This window comes from Nocardiopsis sp. LDBS0036 (genome assembly GCF_041228755.1).
Lineage (GTDB): Bacteria > Actinomycetota > Actinomycetes > Streptosporangiales > Streptosporangiaceae > Nocardiopsis > Nocardiopsis dassonvillei.
Genome location: NZ_CP141103.1, coordinates 2,804,777 through 2,817,322, shown reverse-complemented (window position 1 = coordinate 2,817,322; position 12,546 = coordinate 2,804,777). Strand labels below are relative to the sequence as shown.

General features: G+C 73.5%; 8 protein-coding genes. 4 read left to right on the top strand and 4 right to left on the bottom strand.

Annotated elements, in window-relative coordinates:
- Positions 1-81: 81 nt before the first annotated feature.
- From UIS43_RS11760 to UIS43_RS11750, 3 genes are all read left to right on the top strand, one after another.
- Positions 82-1,722 carry an alpha/beta hydrolase gene (locus tag UIS43_RS11760; RefSeq protein WP_198662449.1) on the top strand — a complete coding sequence of 547 codons (1,641 nt, stop codon included), beginning with the start codon at positions 82-84 and terminating at the stop codon, positions 1,720-1,722.
- A 91-nt stretch (positions 1,723-1,813) separates the two neighbouring features.
- Entirely contained in the window at positions 1,814-2,647 is an 834-nt protein-coding gene (locus UIS43_RS11755) for a GNAT family N-acetyltransferase (protein WP_013154622.1), read from the top strand.
- A 144-nt stretch (positions 2,648-2,791) separates the two neighbouring features.
- A complete protein-coding gene (locus UIS43_RS11750; protein WP_013154621.1) occupies positions 2,792-4,015 on the top strand; it encodes a multidrug effflux MFS transporter in 1,224 nt (407 codons plus the stop codon).
- A gap of 14 nt (positions 4,016-4,029) precedes the next feature.
- Here UIS43_RS11750 and UIS43_RS11745 read toward each other — a convergent pair whose 3' ends face one another.
- Positions 4,030-4,989 (bottom strand): ATP-binding protein, encoded by a 960-nt coding sequence (locus tag UIS43_RS11745; protein WP_013154620.1) that lies wholly within the window; start codon positions 4,987-4,989, stop codon positions 4,030-4,032.
- A 351-nt stretch (positions 4,990-5,340) separates the two neighbouring features.
- Between UIS43_RS11745 and UIS43_RS11740 the strand changes: the two genes are divergently transcribed.
- A complete protein-coding gene (locus UIS43_RS11740; RefSeq protein WP_013154619.1) occupies positions 5,341-5,898 on the top strand; it encodes an ATP-binding protein in 558 nt (185 codons plus the stop codon).
- A 157-nt stretch (positions 5,899-6,055) separates the two neighbouring features.
- Here UIS43_RS11740 and UIS43_RS11735 read toward each other — a convergent pair whose 3' ends face one another.
- From UIS43_RS11735 to UIS43_RS11725, 3 genes are all read right to left on the bottom strand, one after another.
- Positions 6,056-7,051: an AMP-binding protein gene (locus UIS43_RS11735; RefSeq protein ID WP_013154618.1), complete on the bottom strand. Its 996-nt coding sequence runs from the start codon at positions 7,049-7,051 to the stop codon at positions 6,056-6,058.
- 249 nt (positions 7,052-7,300) lie between these two features.
- Positions 7,301-9,814 carry a LuxR C-terminal-related transcriptional regulator gene (locus UIS43_RS11730; RefSeq protein ID WP_041552844.1) on the bottom strand — a complete coding sequence of 838 codons (2,514 nt, stop codon included), beginning with the start codon at positions 9,812-9,814 and terminating at the stop codon, positions 7,301-7,303.
- 168 nt (positions 9,815-9,982) lie between these two features.
- Positions 9,983-12,439, bottom strand: a complete 2,457-nt coding sequence (locus UIS43_RS11725) for a LuxR C-terminal-related transcriptional regulator (RefSeq protein WP_013154616.1) — start codon at positions 12,437-12,439, stop codon at positions 9,983-9,985.
- Between the last annotated feature and the right edge of the window lie 107 nt (positions 12,440-12,546).

The window sequence follows — 12,546 nt, the reverse complement described above, 5'->3', positions numbered from 1 at the left end:
GGGCTTCGTGTCGCATCCGTTGGTCACTCTCCGAAGTGATAAAAATTCATAGAGTAACCATCTCTGTGAGGGAGTGGACGAGTGCGAGCACGAACCCGGGCCGGCGTCTCGGCCGTGGCGGTCCTGGCCTCCCTGGTCGCGGCGGTCCCCGCCCAGGCCGGCCAGACCACCCGCATCGACCAGGGCGGCCTCGACTGGGCGCCCTGCGAGGACATCCAGCCCGTCGCGGACGAGAACCTGGAGTGCGCCACCCTCACCGTCCCCCTCGCCCGCACCGCCGACGGCGAGCGGCTCGTCGGCCGGGACGACACCGTCGAACTCGCGCTCTCGCGGGTCCCCGCCAGCGGCGAGGCCCGCCACACCCTGCTGGTCAACCCCGGGGGGCCCGGCAGCGCCGGACGCCAGTGGGCCTCCTACACCTACTGGCGCATGCCCGCGGAACTGCGCGAGACCCACGACGTCGTCTCCTTCGACCCGCGCGGCGTGGGCGCCTCCACCCCGTCCATCGCCTGTGACCCCGGCCACTTCACCCCCGTGCGCCCCGACGCCGTGCCCGCCGACGCCGCCGCCGAGGAGGCGCTGCGCGCCGACGCCCGGGCCTACGCCGAGGCCTGCGCGGACAACACCGGTCCCCTGCTCGACCACACCCGCACCGTGGACACCGCCCACGACATGGACGCCATCCGGGCCGCCCTGGGCCGCGAGCGGATCGACTACCTCGGCTACTCCTACGGCAGCTACCTGGGCACCGTCTACTCCGCGCTCTACCCCGACCGCGTCCGCTCCCTGGTCCTGGACAGCGTGGTCGACCCCGACAAGCCCTGGTACGAGAGCAACCTCGCCCAGAACCGCGCGCTGGACCGCGCGGCGAACGCATTCTTCGCCTGGACCGCCCGCCACCACGACGTCTACGGGCTCGGCACGACCGGGGAACAGGTCGCCGGGGCCTACTACGCGCTGCGCTCGGAACTGGCGGACGAACCCGCCGAGGGCACCGTCGGCCCCACCGAGCTGGAGGGCACGGCCATGGTGGTCGCCTACAGCAGCGCCTACTGGACCCAGGTCGCCGACGCGCTCTCGGCCCGGATCACCGAGTCCGACGGCGCACCCCTGCTCGCCCTGTACGAGGCCTACGGCGAGAACGCCGGGTCCGACCGCGGTTACGGCGGCTACCTCGCCGTCCAGTGCACCGACTCCCACTGGCCCCGGGACTGGTCCACCTGGAGTGCCGACGCCGAGAAGTCCCACGCCGAGGCGCCCTTCATGAGCTGGAACAACACCTGGTACAACGCTCCGTGCGCGTCCTGGAGCGCCGGATCCGGCGACTGGTTCCAGGTCGGCGACGGCCCCGGCGAGCACCCCGCCTACGAGGGCGACGTGCTCCTGGTCCACGCCACCGAGGACGGCGCCACCCCGGTCGAGGGCGCCTTCGCCCTGCGCGAGCGCCTGCCCGCCTCCGCCCTGGTGATCGAGGAGGGCGGCCACACCCACGGCGTCTCCCTCACCGGCAACGAATGCGTGGACGAGATCGTCACCGCCTACCTCCGGGACGGGGAGCTGCCCGCGCGCGCCGGGGGAGAGGGGCCCGACGTCACCTGTGAGGGACGTCCCGAACCCCAGCCGCGTACCGCCCAGAACGCACCTGGGACGATGGTGGAGCGCCCCGCGCCGCTACCCGGGCACCACGTGGGCGCGATCGTGGAGTCCGAGACGCGGGAGTAACGGGTCGAATAGGCTGGAACCGGCGCGAAAAGGCTTGGTTGGTCGTCCCCCGGCGCTCGCAGGAGGGCACTGGGAAGATGGGGGAGATGCGATGCTGCGGACCTCGCCGGTACGGATCCTCGGAGAACGCGACCGGGAGGCCGTTCGCGCGCTCCTGGACGCCGACCCCGTGGGCAACGTCTTCGTCGCCTCCCGCCTGATGGCCACCGGCCTCTCCGGCGGCGCCGAGGTGTGGGGGCACACGGAGAGGGGACGCCTGACCGCCCTGTGCTACTCGGGGGCCAACCTCGTCCCCGTCAACGCCGGACCGGCCGCGATCCGCAGCTTCGCCGACCACGCCCGGTGGAGGGGCCGCCGCTGCTCCTCGATCGTCGGGCCCGTCGACGCGGTCAGCGACTTCTGGCAGCAGGTCACCCCGGCGTGGGGGCCCGCCCGCGTCATCCGGGCCAGCCAGCCCGTCCTGGAGATCAGCGGCCCGCCCTCGGTGCCCGCCGACCCCCTGGTGCGCCGGGTCCAGCTGTCCGAACTCAACACCCTCGTGCCCGCCTGCGTGGCCATGTTCACCGAGGAGGTCGGCGTCCCGCCGGACTCCGGCGACGGCGGCGCGCTCTACCGGGCCCGGGTGGCCGAACTGGTGCGCACCGGCCGGGCCTTCGCCCGCATCGAGGACGGGCGCGTGGTGTTCAAGGCCGAGATCGGCGCGGTCACCCGGCACGCCTGCCAGGTCCAGGGCGTGTGGGTACACCCGGACCTGCGCGGCCAGGGCCACTCCACGGCGGGGATGGCCGCCGTGGTCGAGTACGCGCTCGCCGAGATCGCGCCCCGCGTCACCCTCTACGTCAACGACTTCAACACCCCGGCCCGCGCCGCCTACCAGAGGGTGGGCTTCCGCCAGGTCGGCGAGGTCATGTCGGTGCTGTTCTGAGCGCACCGCGCCTGGGGCGGCCGACGGGGTTCTGACGGACCCGCGTCAGATCCGCCCCCGCGCCGCCGACGGGGGGCCGCGGCCGGTTAGCCTGGTCCCAGGTCCGTGGCGCCCCGCGCCCTCTGCCACCCACGAGAGAGCGCCATGCAGCACAACCCGACCGGCCGCGCACGCCTGGGCCTGGCCCTCCTCCTCGGCCTGCTCGCCGTCCTGGGCCCCCTCAACATCGACATGTACCTGCCGGCCTTCCCCGACATCGCCGCGGACCTGGGGGCCGGCGCCTCCCACGTGCAGCTGAGCCTGACCACCTGCCTGGTCGGCCTCGCCGTGGGCCAGGTGGTGGTCGGCCCGATCAGCGACGCCCGTGGGCGCCGCGGCCCGCTCCTCACCTGCCTGGTCCTGTTCGTCCTGGCGTCGCTGCTGTGCGCCCTGGCCCCGAACATCGCCGTGCTGGTGCTGGCCCGCTTCCTCCAGGGGTTCACCGCCTCGGCCGGGGTCGTGCTCTCGCGCGCGGTCGTGCGCGACGTGTTCGACGGCACCGAACTGACCAGGTTCTTCGCCCTGCTGATGGTGATCAACGCGGTCGCGCCCCTGATGGCGCCGATCGCGGGCGGCGCCATCCTGTGGCCGTCCTTCGCGGGCTGGGAGGCCGTCTTCCTGGCCCTGGCGCTGCTGGGCGCGGTGATCGTCGCGGTCGTGGCGCTGCGGCTGGAGGAGACCCTGCCGGTGGAGCGGCGCATCCCCGGCACGGTGGGCGGCACCCTGCGGACGGTGGGGGAGCTGCTGAGGGACCGCGCCTTCCTCGGCTACGCGCTGGTGGTCGGCCTCGTGCACGGCGGCAGCTTCGCCTACGTCGCCGGGACGCCGTTCGTCTACCAGGACCTGTACGGGGTGTCGCCGCAGGTCTTCGGCGTGCTGTTCGGGATCAACGGCGCGGCCATCATCGCCGGGAGCTGGGCGGTGGGCCGGTTCAGCGCCCGCTTCGGCGAGCGGGTCCTCCTGGTGTGCGCGGTCTCCGCCGCGGTGGCGGCGACCGGGGTGCTGTTCGCGGCGACGCTCGCGCACGGTCCGCTGGTGACCCTCGTCGCGCCGATCTTCGTCTACATGACGTGCATGGGGATGATCCTCACCAGCTCCTTCGCCCTGGCCATGCGCGGCCAGGAGCGGCGTGCGGGCAGCGCCAGCGCCGTGCTGGGCGCGCTGCCCCCGCTGCTCGGCGCGGCGGTGGCGCCGCTGGTGGGACTGGACGAGAGCACCGCCGTGCCGATGGGCGCCGTCCTGTTCACGACCTCCCTCCTGGGCCTGGGCGTCCTGCTGGCCCTGACCTCGCCGCGCGTGCGCGGGCGCGTGGCCGATCCGGCCCCGTGACCCGCTCCGCGTGTTCAGCCGGTGAGCGCCGCCGGGCCCATGAGGAAATCGGGGTCCAGCTGGGCGGCCAGGTCCGCGCCCTTGGCCTCGTCGCCCCAGGCGCGCGCGTTGCGCAGGTGGAACTCGGCCGACTGCCGGGTGAAGCGCTCCCAGTCCTTGGGCGCGGCGTCGGCCATGTCCCGCATCAGGGCCAGGGTCTTGACGTTGTCCTCCTCCAGGTCCGCCAGCTCCGGGTGGCGGCCCTTCTCCATCGAGCGCACGAACCCCGAGTGCGTCATCCACCCCGCCAGAGCGTCGCCCACGTGCTCGCGCAGGAACTCCACGTCCGCCTCGTCCTGCACCTTGTTGCCGATCACCCGGATGGCGACCTCGTGGTCGCGGGCGTACCCGGCGTACTGCCGGTACACGCCCACGCCGCGCACGGTGGGCTCGGCGACCAGGAAGGTCATGTCGAAGCGGGTGAACATCCCCGAGGCGAAGGAGTCGGCGCCCGCGGTCATGTCCACGACCACGTACTCCCCGGGCCCGTCCACCAGGTGGTTGAGGTACATCTCGGCCGCGCCCACCTTGGAGTGGTAGCAGGACACGCCCAGGTCCGACTCGGCGAACGGGCCGGTGACCATGAGCGTGGCGCCCCGGACCGGCGCCCCGAAGCGGGCGTGCAGCGGGTTGTCCCCGGTCACCGTCAACAGGCGCGATCCGCGGCCCGGCGGCGTGGTCTTGATCATCTCCCGTGCCGAGGAGATGCGCGGGTTGTCCCCGCGCAGCAGCTCCTTGATCTCGTCCAGGTGCGCGCCCAGGGGCGCGAGCGCGGCCAGGTCCTCCTCGGACGCCCCCAGCGCGGCACCCAGGTTCTGGTTGATGTCGGCGTCGACGGCCACCACGGGCACGCGCTGGGCGGCCAGGTAGCGGGTGAACAGCGCGGAGAGGGTGGTCTTGCCGCTGCCGCCCTTGCCAGCGAACGCGATCTTCATGTGAGCCCTTCGGAACGTGGATGTGTGCCGGGCGCACGGCGGCGGCCCGCCCATGACGGGGCGGGCCGCGGCGCCCCGGAGATGGCAATGATTATCGTTCCTGTTAACCGTGCTGTCAGCCGAACGGCCCCGTCGCGCCGCGTATTGCCAACGTGTTGCACCTCACATGAGTGTCGCTGGAGTCGGGACTGTTTCCTTTGTCCATATCGGGGATGACACGTGACAGGGTTTTGTGGCCAATCCCCGACAGGGAGAACACGGGTGTGCTGTTCTGGAGCCAGCACACCCTTGTCTAAGGTGAGTGCAGGCGGCGCAACCCGCGCGTCCGTCGCGGGTGATTGGAGTGACCGGATGGCTGAGGCGAGGCAACTCCGGGAATACGTGCCCGCGGAGGTGCCGGAGGGCACGGCTCCGACCGCACCGACCATCGAGACGGGCGACCTCACCGGCGGGGTCACCGACCACACGGTGTGGAGCTGCGCCGGGAACCTGACCGCGGTGCGCTCCATCCGCTCCCGCGTGCGCGAGTTCCTCACCCGCATGGGCCACTCCGAGGGCTCCCTGGACGACGCCGAGCTGGCCGTCAGCGAACTGGCCACCAACGCCCTGCTCCACTCGCGCTCCGGGCAGAGCGGCGGCGTCATGACGCTGTTCATCCGCTCCGACGACGGGCGCCTGCGCGTCGCGATCGCCGACCAGGGGGCGCGCGACGGAGAGAGCGAGCACACGCGGGAGGACGGCGACGACTTCGGTCGCGGCAAGCTCATCGTGGACAGCTGCGCCACCCGCAGCGGCGAGTACTGGAGCGACGCCACGCACGTGGCCTGGTTCGAGATCGACGACCACGCGGGGGAGGCCGCCGAGGTCGAGGGGGATCGGCCGGAGGCGGGGCTGGCGGTCGACGACTGAGGCGGTGACCGGAAAGGGTCCACGGACCGCCCCGTCCGCCGCGCGGCGCCCCTGCGGCCGCTGTCCGCACCGCCAGCCTCAGCTGACGCCCGGATTCACGGCCTTATCGTCGGCCCCCGCCACACCAGCGGATCCGCCTCTCCCGAGCACGTCCGGGTCAGTACGCCCCGCCGACCGGCGGGTAGCCGATCCGCTCCGGCTCGGGCGCGCAGCGCACCGTCACCTGGCGTCCCTCCGGCGGAGGGCAGTCCGCCCCCGTCAGCACGCAGGCCCCGGTCCACAGCGCCAGCGCCACCAGGGTCACCCGCGTGGCCTCGTCGCCGCGCTCGTCCACCGCGACCACGTCGTCGGCGGTCAGCTCCAGAAGGTCCCGCAGCTCCGAGAAGCGCCCCATGAGGTCGTTGTGCGGGTGCAGCGTGGTCAGGAGCCCCCCGCTGGTGTCCTCGTAGCCCAGGATGCCGTTGTCGAACAGACCGCGCGCCGGGCTGTACCCGTTGCCGTCGGGACTGGGCTGCAACAGCTCCTCGAAGGGCGTGGTCCCCAGCGCCTGTCCGAACGCGATCACCTGCCGCACCCGCGAGCGCTCCGCCAGCTCCAGTGCCGTCTGCGCCATGTCGGCGCTGACCAGCAGCAGGCGGGTGTCGGTCTCGGTGAGCACCGCGCACTGGGTGTCCAGGTCGGACGCGGTCGACAGGGGCAGCGCGCGTCCGCCCACGGCCATCACCGTGTAGGTGGCCAGGAACCGGTCCGGCGAGACCGGCGCGAGCACTCCCACCACGTCACCGAAGCACATGCCGCGGCGGCTGAGCCCCGCGGCGGCCTGCTCCACCTTGGCGGCGAACGACAGGGCGTCCACGCGGTGCCCGACCCCGCGGATCGACCCCCCCCGCGCGGACCGCAGCCGGAGCCGCTCGCACAGGCCCCCGGTCAGGGATCCGATCGGGTCGTCCCGGCGCGGCAGGTGGCGCCCCGGTCGTCCGGTTCCTGAAGACAGCCCTACCCCCATACGTACCCCCAGTTCGCCCATCCGGCGGCGGTACCGCCGCCCGGGCTCGTCACGCCCCCTCCACGTGGCGAACCCGGCGGCGACGCACCGGTCGGCGAATGCGGCGTCCCTCCCCAGGACGCAACCCGTGCCGACGCGGCCTCCCACCGGCCCCGGAGACCTCTCCGGGACTGACGTCCGCCGGAAACCGGTGTCACACCGGTGTTCGACGGCCGTTTCCGGGACCTCGACGACCGTGCCACCACAGTGCCACGAACGTGGTGTCCCATGGCTTGAAGCCTAGCGCGTTCACAGCCAGATGCACATGCATATTGCTATGCACATGCATATGTAGATTCGGTGCGGAAGCTGGTTCTCCCGGTGGCGAGCCGGGCTTAACAGGGCAGACCGGGCAGCTTAGTCCGAGCTCCGGTGGTGGCGTACCCACGAGGCGATCTGCGTACGCGAGTGGAAGCCCATCTTGCGGTTGATGTTGGCCACGTGCCGCGCCGCCGTCGAGGGGGTGATGAACAGCTCCCGGGCGATCTCCGGGTTGCTCCTGCCCCGGCTCACCAGGAGGGCCACCTCCAGCTCACGCGGGGTGAGCCGCTCCTCGGGGGTCACCGACTCCGGGTCCGGGGCGGGCCCTCCCCGCTCCCGGCGCCCGCGCGCGGGACGGCTGGGCGGCGCGGAGCGGCGCGACGGCGGGCGCCGCGCCTCCTCCGCCAGCTGCTCTCCCTCGCGGACCGCGTTCGCCAGGGCCAGCGTCCGGCCCTGCTCCCACCAGCCCACCAGCTGGCGGCGGCGCCGCCGGACCTTCTCCACGTCGGTGAACGGCCACGGCGCCTCGTGCGTGGACAGCCCCAGCCGCTCGCGCACGCTCATCGCCGCGCCCGCCAGGCGGCAGGAGCCCTCGCGCAGCCCCGCCCCGAACGCCACCCGGGCGATCGCGGTCAGGGCGCGCGCCGCGTCCGCGCGCTGGCCCGTCGAGTGGCTCAGCAGCAGCCCCTCGCTCAGGTAGTCGTAGGCCTGTCCCGTGGACCCCTGGGCGTGCGCGACCCGGCCGATCCCGGCCAGGCAGCGCGCCTCCTCAGCCGCCGCCCCGATCAGCCGCTGGGTGTCCAGCGCCTCCCGGTAGCAGCGGTCCGCCGTCAACAGGTCGCCGCTGGCCTCCGCCGCGTACGCCTGGCCCATGAGGGTGACGCCCACGCCCCACCGGTGGTCGATCCCGCGCAGCAGCGTCAGCGCGGCGTTGTAGTGGTGGTCGGCCGTGGGATGGTCGCCCTGCTGGGCGACCAGGGCCGCCCGGGTGCCCAGGGCGATCGCCTCTCCCCACAGGTCACCCGACTCACGGCACAGCCGCAGAGCCTCCTCCACCCGCACCGCGGCCTGGTCCGACACGCGGTCGCGCACCTCGACCAGGGCGAGCAGGTTGAGCGCGACGCGGACGAACACGTCGTCCCCGGCCTCGCGGCACAGCCGCAGGCCCTCCTCGCCCAGTGAGACCGCCAGCCCGTGGTCGCGCCGCACCCGCGCCAGCTGGGCCCGACCCACCAGCGCCCGCGCGCGTGAGGGAGCCTTGGCCGCGTCCTCCAGCTCCAACAGGCGGTCCATCCAGTGCGCTCCCTCGGAGTAGCTCTGGTGGCTCACCCAGTGCGCGGTCAGGCTGACGCACAGCCGCAGGCCCGGTTCGGCGGCGCCGTGCTCCAGCGCCCAGCGCAGCAGGGAGCGCAGCGTGTCGTACTCGGCGATCACGCGCTGGCGCCCGGAGTCGCGCTCGCTCCAGGGCATGACCCGGCTCGACTCCAGCTTCTGGCCCAGGTCCTCGGCCAGGCGCAGCATCCGGTCCAGGAGCCTCTCCTGGAACAGTTCCGCCTCGCCCGCCGCGACCAGCCGGGAGTGCGCGAACCGCTGCACGGCCTCGGGCAGCCGGTAGCGCACCCGGCCCTCGAACTCGCCGGTCACGGTGATCAGGGAGCGGTTCAGCAGGGACGTCACGAGGTCGAGGATGTCCGCTTCGGGCAGGGCCTCGTCGGCGCACACCTGCTCGGCCAGCTCCAGGTTCCAGCCCCGGAACACCGACAGGCGGCGCAGCAGCACCCTCTCGGCCTCGGGCAGCCCGCGGTACACGAAGTCCAGCACCACCGGCAGCATCTCGCTGCGCGGGACCGCCTGCCCCGGGCCGGGCTGGACCTCGGGGGAGGACAGGTGCTCGCGCAGCCCCTCCACCAGCACGGCGGGCCCCACCCCGGGCGCGCTCGCGCCCAGCGCCTCGATCGCCAGCGGGATGCCGCCCGCCAGGTCGCACAGCTCCGTCACGGTCTCCATCTCCTCGCGCGAGAGCGAGAAACGCGGGTCGCGGGCGCGGGCGCGGTCCATGAACAGACGCACCGCCTCCGCGCCGGCCGGGTCGGGCTGGGGCCCCTTGCGCGCGGGCAGCGGCAGCGCCATCGGCGTCATCCGCCACACGGTGCCGCCCGACAGACGGACGGGGGTCTCGCTGGTGAGCAGGATCGACACGGACGGGCACGAGGCCAGCAGGGCCTCGCCGACCTCCGCCACCTGCTCGACGGCGTGCTCGCACGCGTCCAGCACCAGCAGCAGGTGGCGTTCGCACAGTGCCTCGGTCACCGTGACCGACAGCGGCTGCCCCGGCTCCTCCACCACGCCCACCGCGGCGGCCACCCGCGCGTACACCTCCAGGGTCGTGCGCGCGTCCGCCATGCCGACCATCCACACGCCGTCGGGGAACCACGCGGTGGACTGCTCGGCCACGCGTATCGCCAGACGCGTCTTGCCCAGGCCGTCGGTTCCGCTCAGCGTGACGGAGCGGCTGGAGCCGAGCAGACGGAGCAGGTCGCTCAGGTCCCGCTCACGGCCCACGAATCCGGTGCCCGGACGGGGGAGGTTGTGCCGCGCGGGCGCGGTCAAAGGTGCCATGGCCTTCACATGTAGGGGCTGTCGGGGGAGGTTCTCACCAGGGTTGGGGGGGAAGGTCGGCAGGGGCGGACGTCGTTGGTGTGGGCTCTGGTACCCGGAGTTCCTGTCTTAGCGGGTGCACGCGCACTGTGCAAGTGCGTCCCCTCGACCGGGGCCGTGTCAGCCACCGTCACCCGGGACGGCCCAGCCGGTCAACTGCGTCCTGGAGGAAATCGAGAGTTTTCTGAAGATGTTCGCGATGTGGCGGGCCGCCGTCGCGTGGCTGATGGTCAGCCGCTCGGCGATCTCGCGGTTGGACAGGCCCTCTTCGGCCAGTTCGGCCACCTCCCTCTCCCGGGGGGTCAGCGAATCCGGGCCCGAGGGCCCCGAGGACTGCGGCCGGGGGAAGGCCAGCGCGCGGTCGAGCACCTGCTCCAGCGGCAGGGGGCGCCACGCGTTCCACGCCTCGGCGGTGCGCGTGGCGCCCACGCGCCGCTCCGCCGCCGACCGCAGCCGCAGCGTCTCGGCCGAGGGGCGGTCCAGCGCCGCCCTCAGATCGGCGGCCACCCCCACCAGGGCGGCGGCCCGCTCGGCCTCCTCCTCGGCCAGGGCCAGCTCCGCCAGCGCCTCCAGGGCCCGGGCCACCGCGAGCCTGCGGCCGGAGGTGAAGCTCACCCGCAGGCACGTCGCCAGGGGCTCCCGGGCGAGCAGCGTCTCGCCCTCGGCCAGGTACAGGCGGCCCAGCTCCCGGGCGCAGTGCGCGGTGGCCGGGGCGGCCTCCAGCTCGCCGAAGACCGACAGGGCGTCGGAGAACAGCTCCCGCGCCCGCGTGAAGTCGCCGCGCTCGGCGGCGATCGAGCCCAGCCCGTGCAGGGCGCGGGCCGCGCTCCAGCGGTCGCCGAGGTTGTCGGCCACCGCGACGCTGTGCTCCAGCAGGGCCGTGGCCCGTTCGGCCTCGCCGCGGCGGCGGGCCAGCTGGGCCAGCACGTCCAGCGTGGCCGCCTCGGTGATGGGGTCGCTGACCTGGGAGGCCCACACCCCGGCCCGCTCGGCGTGCTCCTGGCCCTCGTCCAGGGTGCCGGTGCGCAGGCACAGCGCCGCCAGGGTGGCCAGCGCGGAGGCGGCGGCTCCCGCCTCACGGCAGGCCCGCGCCGACTCCAGGGCGCACAGGGCCAGGGTGGACACGCGCGGCGCCGCGTCCAGGTCCAGCCGCAGCTCGGCGTGCAGGGCCAGGGCGCGCGCCCGCAGGTGGGGGGACTGCGCGTCGGAGTCGGTGGACAGCGCCCGCTCCAGGAGGCGGCTGCCCTCGGCGGCCAGGTCGCGCACGATCCAGTAGGAGCGCAGCGCCACGCACACCCGCAGGGCCTCGTCCACGCGTCCGCGCGAGAGCGCCCAGTCCACCACGCGGGCGTGGTTCTCCCGGTGGTGGTCGAGCAGCCGCAGGTGCCCCAGGCGCTCCCCCCACGGCATCGGCGCGCAGCAGCTCTTGGCCCACTCCTCCAGACGGGCGACGCAGAAGCGCAGGTAGCGTTCCCACCGGTCGTCCTCGCCGCCGCTGTCGGCCAGGTGCTCGGCGGCGTAGGCGCGCACCGTCTCGGTCAGCCGGTAGTGGGTGGTGCCGTCGACCTCGGCGTCCATCACCACCAGCGACTTGTCCAGCAGGGAGAAGTGCAGCGGCAGGATGTCGGCGGGATCGACCCCCTCGCCCGAGCAGACGTCCTCCGCGGCCTCCAGGTACCAGGTGGAGAACACCGACAACCGGTGCAGCAGGAGCCGCTCCGGCTCGGTGAGCAGTTCGTGGCTCCACTCCAGGACCGCGCGCAGCGTCCGCTGGCGCGGCGGCAGGTCCTCCGACCCGTCGCTGGTCAACAGCTGGAAGCGGTCGTCCAGGCGGCGCAGGATCTGCTGCACCGACAGCACCCGCACCCGTGCGGCGGCCAGCTCGATCGCCAGCGGCATGCCGTCCAGCATCCGGCAGATCTCCGCGATGTAACCGGAGTTCTCCCTGGTCATCTCGAACCCGGCGCGCGCGGCGTGCGCGCGGGTCACGAACAGGCGCACCGACTCGTAGCGCTGGGTGTCGCGCCGGGGGATGGGCGCGGGGTCGGCCGCGTAGGGGTCGGTGGGGGTGGGCCGCGCTGGCAGGGACAGCGGCGGCACCCGCCAGATGTTCTCCTCGGGAACGTGCAGGGGCTGGCGGCTGGTCACCAGGATGCGCACCCGGGGGCAGTCGCGCAGCACGGCCTGGCACAGCTGCGCCATCGGCCCCACGGCGTGCTCGCAGGTGTCCAGGAGCAGCAGCAGGTTGCGGGTGCGCAGCGAGGTGATGACGGCGTCCGTCATGGTGCGCGAGTCGTCCTGCACCGCCTGGAGGCTGCCCGCGACCGCGCGCAGCGCCTGGTCGTGGGTGGAGGCCTCGCTCAGGTCGACGAAGCGCACGCCGTCGGGGAACCGGCGCATGACGCGTTCGGCCAGGTGCAGGGCCAGGCGCGTCTTGCCGATACCGCCGGTACCGGTCAGCGTGACCATCCGGGCGGTGCCCAGGAGGCGGCCCAGGTCGACGATGTCGCGCTCGCGTCCGACGAAGCTGATGAACTCGCCGGCGGACAGGGGCAGGTTGTGGCGGGGAGGGGACATGGCCTCGATTACTGGGCAGTGCTTCTTTGGGGCTCCGCTCCGCTTCTCCCGCCCGTCATCCTCCACCACCCTCAACGGACGGCCTGCGGCCGCAGCCTTCCTGTGTT

What these genes read in the sequence shown, in the direction of transcription:
- UIS43_RS11755 (WP_013154622.1), top strand. Translation starts at nt 1,814, where the DNA reads ATGCTGCGGACCTCGCCGGTACGGATCCTCGGAGAACGCGACCGGGAG.
- UIS43_RS11750 (WP_013154621.1), top strand. Translation starts at nt 2,792, where the DNA reads ATGCAGCACAACCCGACCGGCCGCGCACGCCTGGGCCTGGCCCTCCTC.
- UIS43_RS11745 (WP_013154620.1), bottom strand. Translation starts at nt 4,989, where the DNA reads ATGAAGATCGCGTTCGCTGGCAAGGGCGGCAGCGGCAAGACCACCCTC.
- UIS43_RS11740 (WP_013154619.1), top strand. Translation starts at nt 5,341, where the DNA reads ATGGCTGAGGCGAGGCAACTCCGGGAATACGTGCCCGCGGAGGTGCCG.
- UIS43_RS11725 (WP_013154616.1), bottom strand. Translation starts at nt 12,439, where the DNA reads ATGTCCCCTCCCCGCCACAACCTGCCCCTGTCCGCCGGCGAGTTCATC.